General features: G+C 73.0%; 24 protein-coding genes. 10 read left to right on the top strand and 14 right to left on the bottom strand.

Going from position 1 to position 22,376, the window contains the following annotated elements:
* Positions 1-113: 113 nt before the first annotated feature.
* The gene (locus AXW62_RS30125; protein WP_060947296.1) at positions 114-1,064 is read right to left on the bottom strand and encodes a DMT family transporter; all 951 of its coding nucleotides are present in this window, start codon (positions 1,062-1,064) and stop codon (positions 114-116) included.
* 74 nt (positions 1,065-1,138) lie between these two features.
* On the opposite strand from AXW62_RS30125, the gene AXW62_RS30120 reads away from it, so the two are divergent.
* Positions 1,139-2,047 carry a LysR family transcriptional regulator gene (locus tag AXW62_RS30120; protein WP_030824127.1) on the top strand — a complete coding sequence of 303 codons (909 nt, stop codon included), beginning with the start codon at positions 1,139-1,141 and terminating at the stop codon, positions 2,045-2,047.
* A 181-nt stretch (positions 2,048-2,228) separates the two neighbouring features.
* On the opposite strand, the gene AXW62_RS30115 is transcribed toward AXW62_RS30120, so the two are convergent.
* The gene (locus AXW62_RS30115; RefSeq protein ID WP_060947295.1) at positions 2,229-2,696 is read right to left on the bottom strand and encodes a pyridoxamine 5'-phosphate oxidase family protein; all 468 of its coding nucleotides are present in this window, start codon (positions 2,694-2,696) and stop codon (positions 2,229-2,231) included.
* An 88-nt stretch (positions 2,697-2,784) separates the two neighbouring features.
* On the opposite strand from AXW62_RS30115, the gene AXW62_RS30110 reads away from it, so the two are divergent.
* Complete coding sequence (locus tag AXW62_RS30110; protein WP_030824130.1) at positions 2,785-3,459, top strand: cysteine hydrolase family protein; 675 nt, start codon at positions 2,785-2,787, stop codon at positions 3,457-3,459.
* On the opposite strand, the gene AXW62_RS30105 is transcribed toward AXW62_RS30110, so the two are convergent.
* Complete coding sequence (locus AXW62_RS30105; RefSeq protein ID WP_060947294.1) at positions 3,425-3,934, bottom strand: Rieske (2Fe-2S) protein; 510 nt, start codon at positions 3,932-3,934, stop codon at positions 3,425-3,427. The two genes, AXW62_RS30110 and AXW62_RS30105, sit on opposite strands and share 35 nt — an antisense overlap.
* Positions 3,935-4,073: 139 nt before the next feature.
* Between AXW62_RS30105 and AXW62_RS30100 the strand changes: the two genes are divergently transcribed.
* The 6 genes from AXW62_RS30100 to ung all read left to right on the top strand — a co-directional run bounded on the left by AXW62_RS30100 (position 4,074) and on the right by ung (position 9,745).
* Positions 4,074-5,693: an ATP-binding cassette domain-containing protein gene (locus AXW62_RS30100; protein WP_060947293.1), complete on the top strand. Its 1,620-nt coding sequence runs from the start codon at positions 4,074-4,076 to the stop codon at positions 5,691-5,693.
* A 299-nt stretch (positions 5,694-5,992) separates the two neighbouring features.
* Positions 5,993-6,817, top strand: a complete 825-nt coding sequence (locus tag AXW62_RS30095; RefSeq protein ID WP_060947292.1) for a HipA family kinase — start codon at positions 5,993-5,995, stop codon at positions 6,815-6,817.
* Positions 6,814-7,209 (top strand): DUF3037 domain-containing protein, encoded by a 396-nt coding sequence (locus AXW62_RS30090; protein ID WP_060947291.1) that lies wholly within the window; start codon positions 6,814-6,816, stop codon positions 7,207-7,209. Before AXW62_RS30095 ends, AXW62_RS30090 begins: the two co-directional genes overlap by 4 nt.
* Before the next feature lie 163 nt (positions 7,210-7,372).
* On the top strand, positions 7,373-8,134 hold the full coding sequence (gene fabG / locus AXW62_RS30085; RefSeq protein WP_060947290.1) for a 3-oxoacyl-ACP reductase FabG: 762 nt from the start codon (positions 7,373-7,375) through the stop codon (positions 8,132-8,134).
* 17 nt (positions 8,135-8,151) lie between these two features.
* The gene (locus tag AXW62_RS30080) at positions 8,152-8,913 is read left to right on the top strand and encodes an SDR family oxidoreductase (RefSeq protein WP_060947289.1); all 762 of its coding nucleotides are present in this window, start codon (positions 8,152-8,154) and stop codon (positions 8,911-8,913) included.
* Between the two features lie 151 nt (positions 8,914-9,064).
* Positions 9,065-9,745 carry a uracil-DNA glycosylase gene (ung, locus tag AXW62_RS30075; RefSeq protein WP_060947288.1) on the top strand — a complete coding sequence of 227 codons (681 nt, stop codon included), beginning with the start codon at positions 9,065-9,067 and terminating at the stop codon, positions 9,743-9,745.
* Positions 9,746-9,752: 7 nt separating this feature from the next.
* Here ung and AXW62_RS30070 read toward each other — a convergent pair whose 3' ends face one another.
* Positions 9,753-10,157, bottom strand: a complete 405-nt coding sequence (locus tag AXW62_RS30070; protein WP_030824149.1) for a DUF3224 domain-containing protein — start codon at positions 10,155-10,157, stop codon at positions 9,753-9,755.
* 134 nt (positions 10,158-10,291) lie between these two features.
* Here AXW62_RS30070 and AXW62_RS30065 point away from each other — a divergent pair, with 134 nt between their 5' ends.
* Entirely contained in the window at positions 10,292-11,320 is a 1,029-nt protein-coding gene (locus tag AXW62_RS30065; protein WP_174556449.1) for a helix-turn-helix transcriptional regulator, read from the top strand.
* 47 nt (positions 11,321-11,367) lie between these two features.
* Positions 11,368-11,832, top strand: a complete 465-nt coding sequence (locus AXW62_RS30060) for a hypothetical protein (RefSeq protein WP_060947287.1) — start codon at positions 11,368-11,370, stop codon at positions 11,830-11,832.
* A 310-nt stretch (positions 11,833-12,142) separates the two neighbouring features.
* Here the strand turns inward: AXW62_RS30060 and AXW62_RS30055 are convergent, their stop codons facing one another.
* The 10 genes from AXW62_RS30055 to AXW62_RS30010 all read right to left on the bottom strand — a co-directional run bounded on the left by AXW62_RS30055 (position 12,143) and on the right by AXW62_RS30010 (position 22,267).
* Entirely contained in the window at positions 12,143-12,622 is a 480-nt protein-coding gene (locus tag AXW62_RS30055) for a MarR family winged helix-turn-helix transcriptional regulator (protein ID WP_030824160.1), read from the bottom strand.
* Between the two features lie 170 nt (positions 12,623-12,792).
* Positions 12,793-13,935 carry an XdhC family protein gene (locus tag AXW62_RS30050; RefSeq protein WP_060947286.1) on the bottom strand — a complete coding sequence of 381 codons (1,143 nt, stop codon included), beginning with the start codon at positions 13,933-13,935 and terminating at the stop codon, positions 12,793-12,795.
* A gap of 12 nt (positions 13,936-13,947) precedes the next feature.
* A complete protein-coding gene (locus AXW62_RS30045) occupies positions 13,948-14,745 on the bottom strand; it encodes a maleate cis-trans isomerase family protein (protein WP_060947285.1) in 798 nt (265 codons plus the stop codon).
* An 83-nt stretch (positions 14,746-14,828) separates the two neighbouring features.
* Positions 14,829-15,716 (bottom strand): alpha/beta fold hydrolase, encoded by an 888-nt coding sequence (locus AXW62_RS30040; protein ID WP_060947284.1) that lies wholly within the window; start codon positions 15,714-15,716, stop codon positions 14,829-14,831.
* Positions 15,713-16,420 (bottom strand): isochorismatase family protein, encoded by a 708-nt coding sequence (locus AXW62_RS30035; protein ID WP_051885645.1) that lies wholly within the window; start codon positions 16,418-16,420, stop codon positions 15,713-15,715. Before AXW62_RS30035 ends, AXW62_RS30040 begins: the two co-directional genes overlap by 4 nt.
* On the bottom strand, positions 16,417-17,061 hold the full coding sequence (locus AXW62_RS30030) for an SRPBCC family protein (protein WP_060947283.1): 645 nt from the start codon (positions 17,059-17,061) through the stop codon (positions 16,417-16,419). Before AXW62_RS30030 ends, AXW62_RS30035 begins: the two co-directional genes overlap by 4 nt.
* A complete protein-coding gene (locus AXW62_RS30025) occupies positions 17,052-17,591 on the bottom strand; it encodes a (2Fe-2S)-binding protein (RefSeq protein WP_060947282.1) in 540 nt (179 codons plus the stop codon). The genes AXW62_RS30030 and AXW62_RS30025 overlap by 10 nt, the downstream gene beginning before the upstream one ends.
* The gene (locus tag AXW62_RS30020; protein ID WP_060947281.1) at positions 17,588-19,960 is read right to left on the bottom strand and encodes a xanthine dehydrogenase family protein molybdopterin-binding subunit; all 2,373 of its coding nucleotides are present in this window, start codon (positions 19,958-19,960) and stop codon (positions 17,588-17,590) included. Before AXW62_RS30020 ends, AXW62_RS30025 begins: the two co-directional genes overlap by 4 nt.
* Complete coding sequence (locus tag AXW62_RS30015) at positions 19,957-20,805, bottom strand: FAD binding domain-containing protein (protein ID WP_060947280.1); 849 nt, start codon at positions 20,803-20,805, stop codon at positions 19,957-19,959. The genes AXW62_RS30020 and AXW62_RS30015 overlap by 4 nt, the downstream gene beginning before the upstream one ends.
* A 58-nt stretch (positions 20,806-20,863) precedes the next feature.
* Positions 20,864-22,267 (bottom strand): MFS transporter, encoded by a 1,404-nt coding sequence (locus AXW62_RS30010; protein WP_060947279.1) that lies wholly within the window; start codon positions 22,265-22,267, stop codon positions 20,864-20,866.
* Positions 22,268-22,376 lie beyond the last annotated feature (109 nt).

Here is a 22,376-nt window from a genome sequence, read left to right as displayed (position 1 = left end):
CCGCCGGACGGATCCGCCGCGACCGGCGGGGCGGGGCCCGGACCGGCGGGGCGGTGCCTGACCGGGGCCGGACCGGCGGGGCAGCCCCTGACGGGCCGGACCCGGGGCGGGGCCTAACGGGGGCCGGGGCGCCGCTGGGTGAGGGCCGCGCCGATGAGGACGACGGCGGCGCCCACCGGCGTGTTCCAGGTGAGGTGTTCCCCGAGGACCGCCACGCCGGCGGCGGTGGCGATCACCGGGACGAAGTACGTGACCATCATCGCCGTCGTCGGGCCGACCTCGTCGACCAGGCCGTACTGGACCAGGAACGCCACCCCGGTGCCCAGCGCGCCCAGGGCCAGCACGGCGAGCAGGGGCAGCACCGGGAAGGACGTCGGCGTCGCCGCGAACACCGGTGTGACCAGGGCGAGTTGCACCGTGCCGAGGAGCAGCTGGCCGCCGGACATCGACAGGTGGGAGTGGCCCGTGTGGCTCAGCGTGCGCCGCACGTACTGCCAGCCGACCGCGTAACTGGCCGAGGCGATCAGCGCCAGCCCGGTGCCCAGCGGATCCTGGCCGGAGAAGCCCTGCCAGGCGCCCAGCACGATCAACACGCCGATGAAGCCGAGCCCGAGACCCGCGACACGCCGGCGGGTCGGCCGGTCGTCGGAGACCACGACCACCGCGAGCAGCATGCCCCACAGCGGCGAGGCGGCGTTGCAGATTCCGGCCAGGGTGGAGGAGATGGTCGTCTCGGCGTAGGCGAACAGCGAGAACGGCAGCGCGTTGAGGAAGAACGCGGCCACCGCCAGATGCCCCCAGACCCGCGCCCCGCGCGGCAGCCGCTCCCGCTTCACCGCCAGCGTCACGAGCAGCACCGCGGTGCCGAACAGCAGCCGCCCGAGCGTCACGTACAACGGGGCGAACGCCTCGTTGCCGACCTTGATGAACAGGAAGCTGAAACCCCAGATCAGACAGAGCGCGCCGAATCGGATCCGCCAGTCGAGGAGCGGGCGGCGGACGGGGGCGGAGGAGGGCGCCGGCGGGGAGGCGGTGGCGGACGCCGAGGCGGTCGCTGTGGTCATGTCCTTTACGATGTGTGCTGCAACCTCTTAGGACAAGTGAGTTTCTGTTCCGGGTATCGCGTAGCATTCCTTATATGTTGAACCTGGATCGCCTACGGACACTGCACGCCGTGGCCCGCCACGGATCGGTGAGCGGGGCCGCGGAGGGCCTGCACGTCACCACCTCCGCCGTCTCCCAGCAGCTCGCCAAGCTGGAGCGGGAGACCGGTCAGCAGCTGCTCGCCAAGAACGGGCGCGGAATCCGCCTCACCGACGCCGGGCGGCTGCTCTCCGACCACGCGGCGCGCATCCTCTCCCAGGTGGAGCTGGCCCAGGCGGACCTGGAGGCGCAGCGCGGCCACGCCGTGGGCGAGCTGCTGCTGGGCGCGTTCCCGACCGCCGTCCGAGGTCTCTTCCCGGACGCGCTGAGCCGGCTGCGCACCGAACACCCGCAGTTGAACGTGCGGCTGCAGGAGATGGAGCCGGATGAGTCGGTGCCCTCGGTGGTGCGCGGCGACATCGACCTGGCGGTGGTCCTGGACTGGTACAACAAACCGCTGCCGATGCCCGGCGGGCTGGTCAAGGCCGCCCTGCTGGACGATCCGGTGGATGTGGCGATGCCCGCGGGCCACCCGCTGGCCGACCGGCACGCGGTCGAGCCGGAGGACTTCGTGGACGACGAGTGGATCTCCTGGCCCAAGGGCGGGTTCTGCTACGACTGGCTGATGGTGACCCTGCGGAGCAAGGGCATCGAGCCGCGCATCCGGCACACCGCGCATGAGCACCACACCCAGCTCTCGCTGATCGCCGCCGGGCTGGGCATCGCCGTGGTGCCCCGGCTGGGCCGCGGCCCGGTGCCCGAGGGAGTGCGGATGGTGCCCGTCAGCCAGCCCACGATGCGGCGGCACATCTACGCGATCTGGCGCGCGGACGCCGACCGCAGGCCCTCGATCCGCGCGGCGGTCGAGGTGCTGCGCTCGGTCGGGGAGAAGATCATCGACTGACCGCCGGCCGGGGGCCCGCCGGGGTCCCGGCCCCGGTGCGTCCGGGTGGGCCCCGATGCGTCCGGGTGGGCCGCGATGCGTCCCGGCGAGCCGCGGTGAGTCGCGGTGAGTCCCGGTGAGCCGCGGCGGGTCCCGGTGAGTCGCGATGAGTCCCGGCGAGCCCCGGTGAGCCGCGGTGTGCTCAGCCCCGCGGGATCTTGCGGAAGTCCCAGGAGCGGATCGCCTCGGGGACCAGCCGCAGCCATGCGTGGCGTCCGTCGTACGGCATGGTGTCCAGGCCGAAGTACTTCGCCGCGAACATCCGCTCCGGCGCGTCGAGTTGGGGACACGACACGCCGGTGCGGGGCTCCTCGCCGACGATCACCGCCTCGCCGGCCAGCTCCACCCCGCGCAGTTCGCCGTAGTCGTGCCCGTCGTCGACCACCGCCGCGATCCGCGGATCGCGGCGCAGCTCGGCCCAGCGGCGGCTGCGGGTCAGGGAGTACAGCCACAGGGCGGTGCCGTCCCAGCAGAACCACAGCGGGCTCACATGCGGCCGTCCGTCCGCGGCCACGGTCGCCACCCGGCAGGTGCGCTGTCCGGCGAGGAAGGCGTCCAGCTCGTCCTGGGTCATCATGATGCGGCGTCCCCGCCGCTGGGTGACGGTCATCCGGCCCCGCACCTCCCGGTGACTAGGTGGTGCGGCACAGGATGACGGCTCTTCCTCACCGGGGCAAGGGACGCTACGCTCCCGCGCCGTGACCCGGTGTCCCCGCGAAGACCTTGTGGAACTGCTCCGGCCGGAAGGCTGCGCACTGCTCACCGTCGAATGCCAGCGCGGTGTGGTGGGCCCGCACAGCGCGCTGCCCGAGCTGGCCGCCGTGGCCCGGGAGTCCGGTGCCCTCGGGCGGGTCGCCCAGCTGGTGGCGGCTGCCCACGACACGGGCGTCCAGGTGCTGCACGCGGTGGCCGAGCGGCGCGCCGACGGACGCGGCGCGAACCGCAACGCACCGCTGTTCCGGGCCGTCGAGCGGCTGCCGGTCCGGCAGCTGACCGGAAGCGCCGCGGTGGAGATCGCCGCACCGGTGCCGGTGGCGGCCGAGGACCTGGTGGTGCGGCGGCTGCACGGCCTCTCGCCGATCGCCGGGACCGAGGTGGACGCGCTGCTGCGCAACCTGGGGTGCCGCACGCTGGTCATCGTCGGCGTGTCGGCCAATGTGGCGATTCCGGGCGCCGTCTTCGACGCCGTCAACCTCGGCTACACGGCCGTGGTGCCCGGGGACGCGATCGCCGGGGTGCCCGCCTCGTACACCCCGGCGATGGTCCGCCACACGCTCGCCCTCGTGGCCACCGTCAGCACGGCCGACGAGGTGACCGCCTGCTGGCGGAGGACGGCCGTCACGCCATCCGGATCGAGCTCCCCTGGACCGTGATCTGCGCGCCGGGCAGCGGCTTCCTCGCCGGGCCGCCCTTCACGCTGCCGTCGGTGATGTCGAACTTGCTCTGGTGGCACGGGCAGTTGATGGTGCCGCCGGACACCTCGCCGACCGAACAGCCCGCATGCGTACAGATCGCCGAGAACGCCTTGAACTCACCCGCGGTGGGCTGGGTCACCACGACCTTGTGGTCCTTGAAGACCATGCCACCGCCCTCCGGGATCTGGGAGGTCTTGGCCAGTTCCATGCCGTCCCCGCCGCCCTGGGACGGCGGTGCGGACCCGCCGCCCTGGGCGCTCCGGGACGGCTGCGCGGACCCGGCGTCCCGGGCGCTGCCCGCACTGCCGCTGTCCGGACCGCCGTCGTCGTCCTTGCCGCATGCGGCGAGCGTGGCGGCCAGCCCGGCCGCTCCGGCCGCGGTGACGACGGCACGGCGGGTGGTGCCCCGCCCGGTGGGTGCCGGCTGCGTCATGGTGGTGCCTCCTGTCAGGGGGAGTTTCACGGCTCCATACGGACGGCGGGGCCCGCGCGTTCAGCTCCGCGGGGTCAGCCCGCGCCGAGGGCGGAAAACCGCTTTGCCCTCGGTGCCCGGACCACAAGAATGCCGTGTCATGGGACATGTGGAGGCCGCGCACCTCGTCTACTTCCTGCCCGATGGACGGCTGCTGCTGGGCGATGTGTCCTTCCGCGTCGCGGAGGGCACGGTGGCCGCCCTCGTCGGGCCCAACGGGGCGGGCAAGACCACACTGCTGCGGCTGGTCTCCGGCGAGGTGGAGCCGCACGGCGGCACGGTCACGGTCAGCGGCTCCCTGGGGGTGATGCCGCAGTTCATCGGTTCCGTGCGCGATGAGCGGACGGTGCGCGACCTGCTGGTGTCGGTGGCCCAGCCCCGGATCCGCCAGGCCGCCCGCGCCGTGGACGAGGCCGAACTGGCGATCATGGAGCGGGACGACGAAGTCGCCCAGATGAGCTACGCCCAGGCACTGAGTGACTGGGCCGAGGCGCGCGGCTACGAGGCCGAGACGGTGTGGGACATGTGCACCACGGCCGCGCTCGGCGTGCCGTACGAGAAGGCGCAGTGGCGCCGGGTGCGCACGCTCAGCGGGGGCGAGCAGAAGCGGCTGGTGCTGGAGGCGCTGCTGCGCGGGCCCGATGACGTGCTGCTGCTCGACGAGCCGGACAACTACCTGGACGTGCCCGGCAAGCAGTGGCTGGAGGAGCGGCTGCGGGAGACCCGCAAGACCGTGCTGTTCATCAGCCACGACCGGGAACTGCTGGCCCGCGCGGCGGACCGGATCGTCAGCGTCGAGCCGAGCCCGGCGGGCAGCGACGTGTGGGTGCACGGCGGAGGCTTCGGCACCTACCACGAGGCCCGCGAGGAGCGGTTCGAGCGCTTCGAGGAGCTGCGGCGGCGCTGGGACGAGAAGCGCGCACAGCTCAAGCGGCTGGTGCTGGACATGCAGCGGTACGCGGCGCGCAGCGACGAGATGGCCTCGCGCTACCAGGCCGCCAAAACCCGGCTGCGGAAGTTCGAGGAGGCCGGGCCGCCGCCGGAGCCCCCGCGCAAACAGGACATCACCATGCGGCTCACGGGCGGACGCACCGGGGTGCGGGCGCTGACCTGCCGGGGGCTGGAGCTGGAGGGGCTGATGCGCCCCTTCGACCTGGAGGTCTTCTACGGGGAGCGGGTGGCCGTCCTGGGGTCCAACGGATCGGGCAAGTCCCACTTCCTGCGGCTCCTGGCCGGCGAGGACGTCGCCCACCGGGGCGAGTGGAGGCTGGGCGCCCGGGTGGTGCCCGGTCACTTCGCCCAGACCCACGCCCATCCGGAGCTGGCCGGGCGCACGCTGACCGACATCCTGTGGACCGAGCACGCCCGGGACCGGGGACGCGCGATGAGCGCGCTGCGGCGCTACGAGCTCGACCGCCAGGGCGACCAGACCTTCGACCGGCTCTCGGGAGGCCAGCAGGCCCGGTTCCAGATCCTGCTGCTGGAACTGGCCGGGACGACGGCGCTGCTGCTGGACGAGCCCACGGACAACCTGGACCTGGAGTCGGCCGAAGCGCTGCAGGACGGGCTCGCGGCCTATGCGGGCACGGTGCTGGCGGTCACCCACGACCGCTGGTTCGCGCGGTCCTTCGACCGCTTCCTGGTCTTCGGATCGGACGGTGTCGTCCGCGAGACGGCGGAGCCGGTCTGGGACGAGCGCCGCGTCGACCGGGCCCGTTAGGACCTGTCGTCACAGGGGGGCGCCCCGCTCCCGGCGCCCGGCCGCGTGCTCGCACCGCCCGGGTACGCCCGGTACGGGGCGACGCTCCCCCGGCTGCCGCCGGGAGGCACCCTGCGCGTCACAGACGCCGCTCGCGGCCGGGCGCCCCCTCGGCGATAGACCCTGGAGCCCGGCCGGGCCTCTCGCCGGAAGGGGCCGGAAGGGGCCCGGAGGGGGCGTCCCCGCGGTGACGGGGCGGCGTGGACAGCCGCGGCCACCGTCCGTCCACGGCTCCTCGGCCCCACCGATAGCCTGGGCGGATGCTGTCTGAAGTCACCGCGATCCGGTATGTCACGCCCTTGCGTGAGGGCGGATCGCTGCCGGGGATCGTCGAGGCCGACGATCTGGGCACCTACGTCATGAAGTTCACCGGCGCCGGGCAGGGCCGCAAGACCCTCGTCGCCGAGGTCGTATGCGGTCAGCTGGGCCGCCGGCTGGGGTTCCGGGTCCCGGACCTGGTGCGGATCCAGCTGGACCCGGTGATCGGGCTGAGCGAACCCGACCAGGAGGTGCAGGAGTTGCTCAAGGCCAGCGGCGGGCTCAACCTCGGCATGGACTACCTCCCCGGCTCGCTGGGCTTCGACCCGCTCGCCTTCGCGGTGAGCGCGGAGGAGGCCGGCCGGGTGGTGTGGTTCGACGCGCTCATCGGCAATGTGGACCGCTCCTGGCGCAACCCCAACATGCTGGTCTGGCACGGACAGCTGTGGCTCATCGACCACGGCGCCACGATGATCTGGCACCACGGCTGGCGCGGGCTGGAGGCCGCCGCCGGCAAGCCGTACGACGCCTCCGACCACGTCCTGGCCTCGTTCGCGCCGGACGTGGCCGCGGCCGCCGCGGCCCTGGCACCGCGGATCACCGAGGAACTGCTCACCGAGGTGGTGGCGGACGTCCCCGACGAATGGCTGACCGACGAGCCGGGTTTCGACGGCCCGGACGCGGTGCGCCGCGCCTATGTCGAGGTGCTGCTGGAGCGGGCGGCCACGGTCGGCGCCAGGATCACGCTCGGGGAGCGCGCCGGTGAGGAGCCGTCCAAGGCCCCGGAGTGGCTGCGGGTGTGGGTCGAGGGGAAGGCGGCGCGGTGAGCGGGTTCCACAACGGCCGGGACGTCTTCGAATACGCCGTGCTGCGGGTCGTCCCCCGGGTCGAGCGCGGTGAGCGGATCAACGCGGGCGTGGTCGTCTACTGCCGCGCCACGTCCTTCGTGGCGGCCCGCGTCCATCTGGACGAGGACCGGCTGCGCGCCCTGGACCCCTCGGCGGACGTACCGGCCGTACGGGCCGCGCTGCGCGCGGTGGAGTGCGTCTGCGGCGGGGGGGAGCGGGCCGGCCAGGCGGCCGGGGAGGACGCGGGACGGCGCTTCCGCTGGCTCGTCGCACCCCGCTCCACGGTGGTCCAGCCGGGCCCGGTGCACACGGGTCTGACGGCGGACGCGGAGGCGGAGGTCGAGCGGTTGCTCGATCTGCTGGTGCGCTGAACGGTCCGGGTCGGCGCGCCGGGCGGCCAGGGTGAGCAAGGGCATCACGGCGGGTCGTTGACAGGCGGTGGCGGGCCTCATAGCGTCTCGTGCGCAGAAGAGACTAAGCGGTTGCTCACTCCCGGGACCGGGGCGGTGAGCATCGAGGCGAGGGAGAACCCGCATGTCCACCACCGAGCAGCGCGTTGCCATCGTGACCGGCGCGGCCCGCGGCATCGGCGCGGCGACCGCCGTGCGCCTGGCCGAGGAGGGCCGCGTCGTCGCCGTGCTCGACCTCGACGAGGGGTCCTGTGCGGGCACCGTGGAGAAGATCACCGAGGCGGGCGGCAAGGCCATCGCCGTGGGCTGCGACGTGTCGGACGCCGAGCAGGTCGAGGCCGCCGTCCGGCGGGTCGCCGAGGAGCTCGGCGCGCCGACGATCCTGGTCAACAACGCGGGTGTGCTCCGCGACAATCTGCTCTTCAAGATGAGCGACTCCGACTGGGACACCGTGATGAACGTGCATCTGCGGGGCGCGTTCCTGATGTCGCGGGCCTGCCAGAAGCACATGGTGGACGCCGGGTTCGGCCGGATCGTCAACCTCTCCAGCAGCTCGGCGCTGGGCAACCGCGGCCAGGCCAACTACGCCGCGGCCAAGGCCGGTATGCAGGGCTTCACCAAGACCCTCGCCATCGAGCTCGGCAAGTTCGGCATCACCGCCAACGCCGTGGCCCCCGGCTTCATCGCCACCGACATGACCGCCGCCACCGCCGAGCGCGTCGGCATGGGCTTCGAGGACTTCCAGAAGGCGGCCGCGAGCCAGATCCCGGTGCAGCGGGTCGGCGAGCCCGCCGACATCGCCAACGCGATCGCCTTCTTCACCGGCGAGGCGGCCGGTTTCGTCTCCGGCCAGGTCCTGTACGTGGCCGGCGGCCCGCTCAACTGATCAGGAGCCACAGACCAGTGACCGCGCAGATACAGGACAGCGGCAAGGCCGCGCTCATCACCGGGGCGAGCCGGGGGATCGGCTACGCCGTCGCCGAGGCGATGGTGGCCCGTGGCGACCGGGTGTGCATCACCGGGCGCAACGAGGAGGCGCTCAAGGAGGCCGTGGAGCGGCTCGGCGCCGACCGCGCCATCTACGTCGCCGGCAAGGCCCATGACCAGGCGCACCAGGCGGCCGCCGTGGAGCGGACGATGGAGGCGTTCGGGCGGGTCGACCACCTCGTCAACAACGCCGGCACCAACCCGGTCTACTCGCCCATCGCCGATCTGGACCTGGATGTGATCCGCAAGGTCTTCGAGACCAATGTCGTCTCGGCGCTGGGCTTCGCCCAGCGGACCTGGAAGGCATGGCAGAAGGAGAACGGCGGCACGATCGTCAACATGGCCTCGCTCGCCGGGTTGTCGCCCTCGCCGTTCATCGCAGCGTACGGCGTCAGCAAGGCCGCCATGATCAACCTGACGGTGCAGCTCGCCCAGGAGTTCGCCCCCCGGGTGCGGGTCAACGCCATAGCGCCGGCGGTGGTGAAGACCAAGTTCGCCACCGCCCTGTACGAGGGGCGGGAGGAGGAGGCCGCCGCGGCGTACCCGCTGAAGCGGCTCGGCGTACCGGAGGACATCGGGGGCGCGGCCGCGTTCCTCACCTCCGACCAGGCGGCGTGGGTCACCGGCCAGACCCTCGTCGTGGACGGCGGCATCCTCCTGGGCAACGGGCTGGGCTGACCGGCCCGCGCAACGGCCCGGGCCGAGCGGCGCCCGGCCCGGCCCCGCGATCGCGGGCTCCGCCGCACGGGGCGGAGTCCGCGTGCGGCGCTGTCGGTGGCCGCCGGTAGGTTCTGTGCCCTAGACGGAACACCGACCGGAGGTTGTAGACGTGCCCTATGTGCTGCCCGAGTCCTGGCGCGGGGTCCTCGGCGAGGAGCTGGAGAAGCCCTACTTCAAGGAACTCACCGAGTTCGTCGAGGAGGAGCGGGCCAAGGGGCCGGTGTACCCGCCGCGCGAGGAGGTCTTCGCCGCGCTGGAGGCCACGCCGTTCGACCAGGTGAAGGTGCTGATCCTCGGCCAGGACCCGTACCACGGCGAGGGCCAGGGCCACGGTCTGTGCTTCTCGGTGCGGCCGGGCGTCAGGACCCCGCCTTCGCTGCGGAACATCTTCAAGGAGATGAAGGAGGAACTCGGCCATCCGGTGCCGGACAACGGCTATCTGATGCCGTGGGCCGAGCAGGGCGTGCTGCTGCTCAACGCGGTGCTGACGGTCCGGGGCGGCGAGGCCAACTCCCACAAGAGCAAGGGGTGGGAGAAGTTCACCGACGCGGTGATCCGCGCGGTGGCCTCGCGGCCCGATCCGGCCGTCTTCGTGCTCTGGGGGAACTACGCCCAGAAGAAGCTGCCGCTGATCGACGAGTCGCGGCACGCGGTGGTGAAGGGGGCGCACCCGTCCCCGCTGTCGGCGAAGAAGTTCTTCGGCTCGCGCCCCTTCACCCAGATCGACGAGGCGGTCAAGGCCCAGGGGCACACCCCGATCGACTGGCGGATCCCGGACCTCGGCGCCTGACCCGGCACTAGAGCTGGTAGTCGAAGCTGTAGGGGATCTCGGTCTCCCCGCGTACGGCGGAGAAGGTGCCCGATCCGGTGAGCCCGGCCAGCTCGCCGGTGCCGGATCCGGGCACCACCTCGAAGGAGCAGTGAACGGTGGCGTCCTCGCCCCAGGAGCCGTGCTGCACCACCACGAAGCTGCCCGCGCGCCCGTCGAGGGTGCCGGTCAGCAGCTCGTAGCCGCAGCAGACGCCGGTCTTCTCGGTCACATAGGTGATCGCGTACTGACAGGAGGTCCGGGGCGCCTCGATACCGCCGGAGAAGGTGTTCGTCACCACGGCGTGGGCCAGCTTCGCGCCGCCCTCGGCCGCTCCGGCCGCCGTCTCCTTCCAGTCGGCGTAGCTGAAGTGACCGGTGGTGTGCGTGGTCATGGTGGGTCCTCGAGACTGGTCGGCGGTCCGGGGACCGCGCGTGGCTGATGGTGGTCCGCCGGTTCGGCGGTGGGAACCACTCTGGCCGCCGTACCTGACATCTTTTGTCAGGTATGGCGGCCACAATGGACCGCATGCGCGCCGACCGCCTTCTCTCGCTGCTCCTGCTGCTGCAGAACCGGGGCCGGATGACCGCGTCCGAACTCGCCGCCGAGCTGGAGGTCTCGGTGCGCACCGTCTACCGCGACGTGGAGGCGCTGAGCGCCTCCGGCGTGCCGGTGTACGCCGACCGGGGCCCGGCCGGGGGCTTTTCGCTGCTCGACGGCTACCGCACCCGGCTGACCGGGCTCACCGGCGACGAGGCCGACTCGCTCTTCCTCGCCGGGATGCCGGGCACGGCCGCCGAGCTGGGCCTGGGCGCCGACCTCACCACGGCCCAGCTGAAGCTGCGGGCCGCCCTCCCGGCCGAGCTGGGGGAGCGGTCCCGCCGCATCCAGGAGCGCTTCCACCTCGACGCGCCGGGCTGGTTCCGGGACGCCGAGCCGGTGCCCCATCTGGCGGCGGCCGCCGAGGCCGTCTGGGAGCGGCGGGTCCTGCGGGTGCGCTACCGCCGCTGGCGCGGTGAGGTGCGGCGGGAGCTGTGGCCGCTGGGCCTCGTCCTCAAGGCCGGTATCTGGTACCTGGTGGCACAGGCCCAGGACAGCGTGCGCAGCTACCGGGTGTCGCGGATCCTCACCGCCGAGGTGCTGGAGGAGGTCTTCGAACGGCCCGCCGGATTCGACCTCGCCGCCCACTGGGCGGAGTCGTCCCGCCGGCTGGAGTCCTCGCGCTTCGCGGGCGAGGCCGAACTGCTGCTGTCGGAGCGCGGGGTGAAGCTGCTGCCGATGCAGTTCGGGGCGGTGGGCGCGCGGGCGGTGGCCGCGGCGGGCCCGCCCGACGACCGGGGGCGGCAGCGTGTCGTCCTCCCCGTGGAGCCGCTGCCGGTCGCGGTCCACGACATGCTGCGGCTGGGCACCGACGCCGAGGTGCTGGGGCCGCCCGAGCTGCGGTCGGCCGTCGCCCGAGCCGTCGCCGAACTGGCCCGCCGCTACGGCACGCCGTACGCCACCCCCGGGGACCCGGACCACGACACGCCGGGCGGACCGGGCACGGACGGTGCGTGATCCGTCCGGCGGGCCCTCTAGCCTCGTCCGAAAGACGGGAGGCCACGATGACGGAACCGCGGCGGGAGGCGACGGAGGCCGAGGCCGTGCTGACCCGGATCGGTCAGGCGGTCATGCTGCACCGGGGCGGTGACCGGGAGGAGGCGCGCAACCGCCTGGCCGCGCTGTGGCAGGAGCTCGAACCGGACGGCGCGCCCTTCCACCGCTGCGCCCTCGCCCACTATCTGGCCGACACCCAGGACGATCCGCTCGACGAGCTGATCTGGGACCTGCGGGCGCTCGCCGCCGCCGACGGGCTCACCGGGGGACCGGCGCCACGGGCGTTCGTCCCCTCCCTCCACCTCAACGTGGCCGCCGGTTATCTGAGACTGGGTCAGGAGAACGCGGCCCGCGAGCAGTTGGAGCTGGCGCGGGCGGCCGCCGGTGCGCTCGGCGAGGATCCGTACGGCGACGGGGTGCGGGCGGCCATCCGGCGGCTGACGCTGGCCCTGGAGGGGACCGCCGAGGACTGAAGGCCGGGGCCCTCCCGGCAGCCGCGGGCGCCGGGTGGACGGTCCGGCGGCTCACGGTGTGGACGGCGACGGCGCCCCGCGTGGCCGGGAGGGGCTGCCCCGCGTGGTCGGGAGGGGTGGGCGCCACGCCTCGGGTGCGGTTTCCGGGCCGGTGTGGACTCGTCGCGTAGGGGGGGCGGTGGCCCGAGGGGCGGGCCGTGGGAGGGGGCGATGGTGCCGGACGGGCGTCGGGCGGTCCCGGCGCCCTCAGCGCCTGGCAGATCCTTGCCAGGTGCCAGGGGCGAGCGGTGTGCGCGGGCCCGGTGGTCGGCTACGCCGCCTCCGCCAGGCCCTCCCAGCGGTCGGCGAGCGCCTTCAGCGTATGGACGAACAGCTCGCGTTCCGCCTCGTCGAAGGACTCCAGGAGGATCGCATCCAGCCTGCGCGCCCGGTGGTTCGCCCCCTGGAGGGCCTCGCGGCCCGCGTCGGTCAGGTAGAGCAGTTTGCGACGGCCGTCGGCCGCGGCGGTGCGCCGGGCGAGCAGACCACGGTTCTCCAGCCGGCGCGCCACATCGGCCATGGTGGAGGTGTCCAGGGCGACGGCGGCGGCCATGGAACGCTGGTCCTGGCCGGGATGGGTGTCCACTGCCTGCAGCACCGCGAACTGAGGGCCGGTGAGGACCGGGTCCACCTCCCGTGCCCACACGGCGAGATAGGCCTGGTAGAGACGGCGAACCTGATAGCCGGGCGCGGCTGTCAAGGCAGTGGGAGCCTCCGGGCCGGTCTCGGCGGGCGGGGTGGGGTCAGTCATGGAACCTACTTAAGCACGCAGGGTTGACGCCGGGGGACAGCGGGGCGGGCACCGGCGCACCCCCGGCACTGGCGCACCCCCGGCACTGGCGCACCGCCGGGCACTGGGGCACTCCTGGGCACCGGGGCACTCCCGGGCACCGGCGCACCCCCGGGGCACCGGCCGCGGGCTCACCGGCCGGGTCCGAGGTGGATCGGTCCGGACCGGTCTGCCAGCCGAAGGCCACTGCCGGCCCCCCTCAGGGCGATGATCTCGGCCACGATGGCGACCGCGGTCTCCTCCGGGGTCCGCGCGTCCAGGTCCAGGCCGATCGGACTGGACAGGCGCTTCAGCTCGGCTTCGGTCAGCCCGGCCTCCCGCAACCGCTCCCACCGCTCCTGGTGGGTCCGCCGGGACCCCATGGCGCCGAGGTAACCGACGTCGGGCAGGCGCAGCGCGACCTCCAGCAGCGGGACGTCGAACTTGTGGTCGTGGGTCAGGACGCAGAGCGCGGTGCGTGCGTCGATCCGCCCGGCCCCGGCCTCGGCGGCGAGATACCGGTGCGGCCACTCCACGACGACCTCGTCGGCGCCGGGAAACCGGTCCGCGGTGGCGAAGACCGGACGCGCGTCGCACACCGTGACCCGGTACCCGAGGAACGACCCCATCCGGGCGAGGGCGGCCGCGAAGTCGATGGCGCCGAACACGATCATCCGGGGCGGGGGCGCGAAGGTCTCGACGAACACCTCCAGCCTCTCGTTCTCACCGGGACCGGCGCCCTGACCCGGTGTGTCCCCGTCGTAGCGCAGGACCGCCGAGCGGCCGAGGGCCAGCAGGCGCCGGGCCTCCTCGCACAGCGGGCCGTCCAGCCGGTCCCGGCCGGTGCCGCCCGACGCGCGGTCGGGCCAGACGACCAGCCGTCGGCCGAGGCTCCGGGGAGGCCCCGCGACCACGGTGACCACCGCGACCGGCCGTCCGCCCCGGACCGTCTCGGCCACCTCGCCCAGTTGCGGGAAGGTCGCCGAGTCGATTCTCTCCACGAACACTTCGAGGGCGCCGCCGCAGGTCAGCCCCACCGCGAAGGCGTCGTCGCCGGAGGCTTCGTACCGCTGGAGCACGGGCGGGGCCCCGGCGAGCACCTCGCCGCCCAGTTCGTACACGGCGCTTTCGACGCAGCCGCCCGAGATGCTGCCGACCGCCTCGCCGCCGGGCCCCACCAGCATGGACGCGCCCGGCCGGCGCGGCGCCGAGCGGTGGGTGGCCACCACGGTGGCCAGGGCGGACGCCTTGCCCTCGGCCCACCAGGAGCCCAGCGGCTCCAGCACATCGCGCACCGACGCCTCCTCTCAGCTCCGGCCGGCCATCGCTTCGGCGCCGCTGCCGCCGGGGCCGGAGACCTGGCCGCCGAGCAGCCGCCCGGCGCCGGGCACGACGGGCGGCAGCCCGAGTTCGGCGAGGATGCGGAACGCGGTGGAGGTGGCCGCTGACAGCACGGGCAGCCCCGCCTCGTCCTCGACGGGCTGGATCGACGCCAGCGACGGCATCTGAACACAGGCCGACAGCACCAGCGCGTCGGCCCTGCCCAGGTTCAACCGGCGCCAGTGCGTACGGAGATCCGCGGGGTCGAGACGGGCCACCGCCAGGTTGTCCGGCACTTCGAGGCTGAGCGCGTCGACCACCTCGATCCCGGCCTCCTCGAGGTAGTGGACCACCTTGGCGGTGAGTTCCCTCATATACGGCGTGATGATCGCGACCCGGCGGGCGCCGAGCGCCTCGACGCCGCTGAGCAGGGCACCGGCGCTGGAGACCACGGGGGCGTGGGCGCCCTCGGCCCGCAGTGCGGAGGTGATGTCGGCCTCGGCCACACAGTGGTGGCCCGGCCCCTGCGCCATGATGGCGACCAGGCAGGCGGTGGCGACGACATCGGGCCGTGCGTCGGCCAGTTCGAGGGCGGCCCGCTCGGTCTGCGCGTTCATGTCGCGCAGCTCGTCGGGGGTGACGTGCTTCATCCGCATCCGGCTGCTGTGGAAGACGAAGCGGTCCTCGGGCGCGATGGACTCCCGCGCGGTGAGCATCCGGGGAAGCTCGGTCTCCATCGTCAGGTTGGAGCTGGGCACGATCAGCCCGATGTGATGGTCGGTCATGGGGTTGGTCCTTTCGAATCAGGGCAGCGGGCACCGGCCGGGCGGCCGGGAGCCGCGGGCGGTCTGGCAGACCTGATGGCGCATCAGGAGCCGCCATGCGCCTGATCGCGCTGATGGGGGCCGGCGGGCGGGGAGAGGAGGGCGGTGAGCACGGTGCGGAGCGTCGCGGTGGCGGTGGCCGGGGCGTCCCAGAAGATCATGTGTCCGGCGCCGGGGATCCTGTGCAGCGGCGCCGCCGGATTGCTCTCGGCCGCCTCCCGCGCCCCGTCCGACGTCACGACGGGACTGTCGGCCCCGTAGAGCAGGTGGGCCGGGCCGGGCACCTTGGGCCACCAGTCGAAGAAGTCCTCGTGCTCGAAGCCGTGGTGGGTGGCCACGATGGCCTCCTCGGCACAGCTGGACAGCCAGCGCGCCCGCAGTTCCTGTTCCCGCCGCGGCCAGGTGGGCCAGGAGACGGCCACCTCGTCGGCGTCCGTTCCGCGCCGCGCTTCGGCGAGCTGCCGCAGGAACACCTCCCGGGTGGTGGGGTAGGGCCCGCGGTCCGGGCCGCTCATCGGCGGATCGGCCAGCACGGTGCCGCGCAGGGGCACCTCGGCGCGCACCGCGACGGCCGCCGCGATCCGCGCGCCCATGGAGTGGCCGAGGAGCAGCGGACGGTCGAGGCCGAGGCGGGTGATGAGGGCTTCGGTGTCCTCGGCGTACTCCGCCAGCCCGTAGCCGTCGCCCTCGTCCGAAAGACCCCGGCCGCGTACGTCCAGCACCACCGGCCTGACCAGGTCGGTCAGTTCGCGCGCCACGAAGTCCATGGTGATCGCGGGACTGGTGATACCGGGCAGGACGACCAGCGCCGGCAGGTCGCCGCCGTAGTCGAGGGCGTGCAGCCGGACGTCTCCGGAGCGCACCCACCGGCTGGTGGCCGGCACATCGGCCAGATCGGCGAGCGCGCTCTGCGGGACCGAACGCCGTGTCATGTGCTCTCTCCTCGTCGGTGGGGGCGCCGGGCCGCGTCAGGAGCCGCCGGGGCGGGAACGGAGCCGATGTAGCCGACGGCGTCCTCGAGGGTGATGACGTCGCCGTACTTGGCCTGGATGTCGAAGAGCGCCGCGTCCGCCGGCCCCTCGGCCCGGTCGCCCACGCAGGCGCGGGGCACCAGCACCGGGAAGCCCGACTGGACGGCGTCGACCACGGTGGCCCGCACACAGCCGCTCGTGGTGGCACCGCACACCACGACGGTGTCGCGGCCCAGACCGGTCAGGGTGGCGGCGAGGCTCGTGCCGAAGAAGGCCGAGGCCCCCTTCTTCACCACCAGCAGATCGTGTCCTGGCCGCATGGGCAGCCGCGGGTCGATGGCCACGGCCTCACTGCCCTCGACCAGGGTGCGCAGGCCGGGAGCCTTGCGCAGCCAGGCGACCGCGTCACCGGACGCCTCGGCCTCGGTGTAGGCGATCGCGGTGAAGATCACCGGCACATCCGCCGGCCGGGCCGCCTCGACCAGGCGCGTGGTGGCCGCCACGACCTCGGAGAGGTCGGCACCCGAGGGGTAGGAGTCCTCGGTGAACCCCCGGGTCAGGTCCACCACGACGATCGCCGGACGGCTGCCGCGCCGCACCGCGGCCCCGAAGCCGGCCCGCTGGTAGGTGCGGTGGGTGGCGACTCCGTACAGTCCGCCGCTCATCGGCGCCTCCCCAGCAGCCAGCCCTGGGAGAGCCCGAACAGGAACGCGGCCGCGACCGGGCCGTACTTCTTCAGCAGCGGGCCCGCGATCAGCACCATCCCGTTGAGTTCCCCGGGCGCCTCGGCGGGTGCGCCGGCCGCGGGAGCGGACGCGGCGGGCGCCGCACCGGCGGTGGTGGCGGGCGCCTGTCCGCCGTCCGGCTGGAGGAGAAGGCTGCCGAGGTTCTGGGCGAACTGCTGGAGGATCCTGTCGGACACCGCGCCGATGGCTCCCTTGCCGAACTGGGCGATCTTGCCCCGGATCACCAGGTCGGTGGAGAGGTTCAGCCGGGCGCCGTCCTCGGCCGGCACGACCTCCAGGGACACTTCGGCCTCGGCGTCGCCGCTGCCGTGCGTGTCGGCGCCGCTGGCGTGCACCCGCAGCCTCCGCTTCTCGGCGTCGACCTCCAGGAACCGCACGGTGCCGGCGTAGGCGGCCGAGATGGGGCCCACCTTGACCTTGACCGCGCCCCGCCAGGCATCCCCGTCACGGCCTTCGAGAGCGGCGCCGGGCATACAGGACGCCACCTTCCCCACGTCGCTGAGCAGAGCGAACACCGCATCGGGCTCGGCTTTGACGGAAACGGTGTGGATCAGTTGCATGATTCCTCCTCGGCGCCCACGGCCCGCTGGGCGCGCCGGGCGGTCGCGCAGGCGTCGATCGCCTCGACGATGGTCTGGTAGCCGGTGCACCGGCACAGGTTCGCGGCGACGACCTCCCGGATCTCCTCCTTGGTGGCCTCCGGGCGCTCCGCGAGGAAGCCCTGGGCCAGCATCAGGAAACCGGGGGTGCAGAAGCCGCACTGCAGGCCGTGGTGGTCGGTGAAGGCCCGCTGGAGATCGCTGAGTTCGCCGGTGCCGGAGTCGGCGAGGGATTCGACGGTGGTGATCCGCGCTCCCTCCGCCTGGGCGGCGAACATCAGACAGGCCCGGACCGGGAGCCCGTCGACGAGCACGGTGCAGGCGCCGCAGATCCCGTGCTCGCAGCCGACGTGGGTGCCGGTCAGCCGCAGATCGTGGCGGAGCACGTCCACCAGGGTGCGGCGCGGCGCCGTGATCACCTCGTGGGACGCGCCGTTGACGTCGAGCGTGATGAGCTGGACGTCGTCGCCCAGGCCGGTGGTGTCGTTCATGGTGTCTGCTCCGGTGTGCGGGGGGTCAGGGCACGGTGGACCGTTTCCGGTGTGATGGGCGTGTTGTCCAGTTCGACGCCGGTGGGCCGCAGCGCGTCGTTGACCGCGTTGAGTACGGCGGCGGGCGCCCCGATGGTGCCGCCCTCACCGGCGCCCTTGGCTCCGGTCGCGGTGAAGGCGCACGGGGTCTCCAAGTGGTGGATCACCACCTCCGGGATCTCCTGTGCGGTGGGGACCTTGTAGTCCATGAAGCTGGTGGCCGACGGCTCGCCCTGGGCGTCGTAGGTGATCTGCTCGAACAGCGCCCCTGAGATGCCCTGGGCGATGCCGCCCCGGCACTGCCCCTCCACCACCTGCGGATTGACGGCGACACCGCAGTCCTCGACGCAGACGTAGGCGAGGATCTCCACCTGCCCGGTGTCCTCGTGCAGTTCCACCACCACCCCGTGGGTGGCATTGGAGAAGGTGCCGTCGTTGTGGACGTCGAAGACGGCGGTGGCGGTGAGGCCCGGGTCGATGTCCTTGGGCAGCAGATGCGACCTCAGATAAGCGGTGTCGGCCAGGTGCTCGTAGGTGAGTGCGACATCCGGGGCGTCGCGTCGGCGGACCCGGCCCCGGTCCAGTTCGGTCTCGTCCGGGTGGACGCCCCACTCGGCGGCGGCGATGGCACGGAGCTTGTCGCCGAGCTTGGCCGCCGCCAGACGTACGGCACTGCCGCCGACCGCGATCGAGCGGCTGGCGAAGGTGCCCCAGCCGTAGGTGACGCGGTCGGTGTCGCCCTGGTGCAGTTTGACCTTGGCGAGGTCGAGGCCGAGCGTATCGGCGACGATCTGCGCCATGGTCGTCTCATGGCTCTGCCCGTGGCTGATGGTGCCGGTGGTGGCGGTGACCGCGCCGCTGGTGTCCATGCGGACCTCGGCCACGTCGAACCCGGGCACGACCTCCATCTTGCGCTGGGCGAAGGCGGTGGAGCCGTAGCCGGTGCGCTCGCTGAAGCAGCTGTAGCCGATGCCGATGTGCCGCCCCTCGGCCCTGGCCGCGGCCTGCCGGTCGTACCAGCCCGCCTCGCGCAGGGATTGTTCGCACAGGTCGAGGGATTCCAGGTACGAGCCGGGGTCGTAGGTGATGTTGTTGACGCCCAAGTACGGGAACTCGGTGATCACGTTGCGGCGCCGGATCTCCACCGGGTCCAGGTCCAGTTCGCGGGCGGCGCGTTCCATGAGCCGCTCCATGGCCATCACGTACTGCGGGCGGCTCACGCCCCGGTAGGGGGCGGTGGGCGCCTTGTTGGTGGTGATGCCCCGGCCGCGCACCCGGTAGGCGGGGACCTTGTAGACGCCGGGCATCTCCGCGGCGGCCATCAGCGGCTCGATACCGGCGGTGAACGGGTAGCAGGAGTAGGCGCCCATGTCGCACACCACATCCGTGTCGAGGCCCAGGATCCGGCCGTCGGTGTCGAAGGCGGCGCGTGCGCGGTAGTGCTGTTCGCGGGCGAGGAAGGAGGCCGACAGGGCGTCCTTGCGGTCCTCGATCCACTTGACGGGCCGGCCGAGCCGCAGCGCGGCCGCCGCGGTGGCGATCTCCTCGCGGCCGACCACGCACTTGAGGCCGAAGCCGCCCCCCATGTCCGGGACGATCACGCGCACCGCGCGCTCGTCCAGTCCCAGACACCGCGAGGCCACGGTCCGCACCTGGTGCGGAGTCTGGGTGCAGGTGTGCAGGACCAGCTGCTCCTCCCGGTCGTCCCACCGCGCCACCGCGCCACGCGTCTCCAGCGGCAGGGCGTTCTGCCGTCCGGTCCGCACGTCGACGTGGACCACGCAGGGAGCCTGGTCGAAGACCTCGTCGATGCCCTCGGTGGCGAACAGGCTGACGTCGACCAGGGTGTTCCCGGCGGCCTCCGCGTGCACCCGCGGGGCGTCGGGGGCCAGGGCCTGTTCCTCGCACCGGATGGGCGCGAGGGGCGCGTACGTCACCGTGGCGGCCTCCAGACCGTCCTCGGCGACGTAGGGGTCGCGGGCGACGACCACGGCGACGGGCTCGCCGACGTAGCGGACCCGGTCGCGGGCGAGGACGGGCATCGCGGTCGGCACGAACTCCGAGGGCGGGCGGTCCAGCCGGGCGGTGATGTCACCCAGCTCCAGGTCGGCGGCGGTGAACGCGGCGATGACACCCGGGACCTGACGCACCCGCGTCAGATCGATGCCGGTGATCGTCCCGTGAGCGACCGTGCTGCGGACGAACTGCGCGTGCAGCATGCCGGGCAGCTCGATGTCGTCGACGAAACGGCCGCGTCCGGACAGCAGCCGGGGGTCCTCGCGGCGCGCCACCGACCTGCCGACCAGCTGGTCGTCCCTGGCGGACGTCATCGTGACATCGCCTCCTTACAGGCTCGCTCGATCAGATTGCGGATGAGGTGCTTGCGGTAGTCGCCGCTGCCGTTGGCGTCGCCCGGCGGGTCCACGGCGCGGGCGGCCGCCTCCGCGCAGTCCCGGAACGAGCCCCCGGCCGCCAGCACGGCCTCCGCCTCGGGCACCCGTACCGGCATCGCGGCGACACCGCCCAGCGCCACCCGGCCGCCGCGGACGTCCGCACCGTCGGTCGTCAGGTCGACCGCGGCGGAGACGATGGCGAAGTCCCCGCGGCGCTCGGCGAACTCGGCGAGCGCCGCGTGCGGCGCGGGGCCCGGGAAGACGATCTCCACCAGGATCTCGTCGGGCTCCAGCGCGGTGGTGTAGTAACCGAAGAAGAACTCCCCGGCCGGGATGGTCCGCCGCCCGCGCGGGCCGTGGGCCACCAACTCGGCGTCGAGCAGCACGGCCAGCAGGCACCACTCGGCGGTCGCGTCGGCGTGCGCGATACTGCCGCCCACGGTGCCGCGGGTCCGGATCGGCAGATGGCCGATCCACCGCATGGCATCGCGGATCACCTCGAAACCCGCCCCGAGCCGGTCCGCGGGCGCGGTCTCCACCGTGTGGTGGGTGGTGAGCGCCCCGATGCGCAGCCCGCCGCCGGACCCGGCCCCGAGATGGTCCAGCTCGCGCAGGCCGGCGATGTCGACCAGGTGCCCCGGCCGGGCCAGCCGGAAGTTCATCATCGCGACCAGACTCTGGCCGCCGGCGATGACCTTGGCCTCGTCGCCCAGTTCGGCCAGGAGCGCCGTGGCGCCCTCGACGTCGCGCGCCCGGTGGTACCGGAAGGGAGCGGGCTTCATGTCTCTCCTGTCGTGTGCGAAGGCCGACCCGGGCGGCCCGGTCGGGGTGGGCGGTCCCTCAGAGCACCGTCTGGCCGACGGCCGGCTCCGGGGACGCCTGGGCGGGCAGCGCGGCCGGGTCGTCCTCGTCGAGGGCACGCCCCTTCGTCTCGGGAGCCGCGACCGCCGTCCAGGCGACGGCCCCCAGGACGGCCACGGCCAGGACCGCGAACGTCAGCGGCAGTCCCAGCAGCGGCCACATCACCGAGCCGAACAGCATCGGGGCGAAGCCGGTGAGCACCCGGCTGAACGAGGACGCCCAGCCGAAACCGCTGGCCCGCAGCTGTGTCGGGTACAGCTCGGAGACGTAGGCGTACATGGCGGGGATGGTCAGCTGCATCAGGAAGCCGAACCCGGCGATGGTCACGACCGAACCCGTCGGCATGCGCATCATCAGCGCGAACGCCACCAGCGCGAGCGAGGCGACCGGGGCCGAGACCCCGATGAGCCACTTCCGGCCGACCGCGTCCACCAGCACCGTGGAGGTCAGGACCCCGACGATGCCGACCGCGCTCATCAGCGTGGTGCTCATGAAGGCGGCGGTGTCGCCGAGGCCCTCGTCCTTGAGAATGGACGGCAGCCAGCTCAGGGCCGCGTAGTACACCAGCATGACGGTGGCGAACAGCAGCCAGGCGGCGGAGGTGATGCGCGGGCTGAACGCCCAGACCGCACGCAGCTGTTCGAGGGCGGCGCGCGGGCCGTTTGCCCCGGCCTCGGGCACCGGGGCCGGAATGACGTACGGCTCGACCGGTGCGCCGGTGCGGGCGACCAGGTCGTCGATGACGGCCCGCGCCTCGGATTCCCTGCCCTTCCTGCTGAGGTAGACGGGCGACTCCGGCACGCCCCGTCGCACCCAGAACAGCAGCAGCGCCGGAATGGTCATCACGCTGAGCATCCACCGCCAGTTGTCCTCCAGGGACAGCATGGCCGTCGAGACCAGACCGCACAGGGTCACCCCGATCGGCCACCAGGCGTCCAGCGCGGTCAGGACGCGTCCGCGGTACTTCGTCGGGGAGAACTCCGCCACCAGGGCGTAGTCGACGGGGACACAGCCGCCGAGCCCGACACCCGCGATGAAGCGCAGGGCGAGGAAGACCGGGTAGTTCGGGGCGAGGGCACCGGCCACCGAGAACAGCGCGAAGACCAGCAAGGTGACGCTGAAGGACTTCTTGCGTCCGATGCGGTCGGCGATCGCGCCCCAGGTCACCGCGCCCACGGCCATGCCGACCAGATTGGCGGTGGCCACCAGACCGCGCTGGGGGAGGCTGAGGTGGAAGTGGTCGCCCAGCACCGGCATCAGGAAGCCGTTGAGGGCGATGTCATAGGCGTCGAAGAGGTAGCCGAGGCCGCCGATGATGAAGATCCTGCCCTGGACCCCCCATCTCCATGGAAGGTCCTGGACGATCTGGTCGCCTGTTTTCACTGTCGCTCCACGGGGTGTTCGAGGGATGTGCGCCGCGCGGGGCGACACCGAGGTGGATGAGCCGGAAGGGCCCCGAAGGGGGCGAGTGATGAGAGGGGGAGGGGTGAGG

The organism is Streptomyces hygroscopicus subsp. hygroscopicus, assembly GCF_001553455.1.
In the GTDB taxonomy this organism is placed as follows: Bacteria; Actinomycetota; Actinomycetes; order Streptomycetales; family Streptomycetaceae; genus Streptomyces; species Streptomyces hygroscopicus.
Note: the sequence above shows the minus strand (reverse complement) of the source record. Positions and strands in the feature narration are given on the sequence as shown.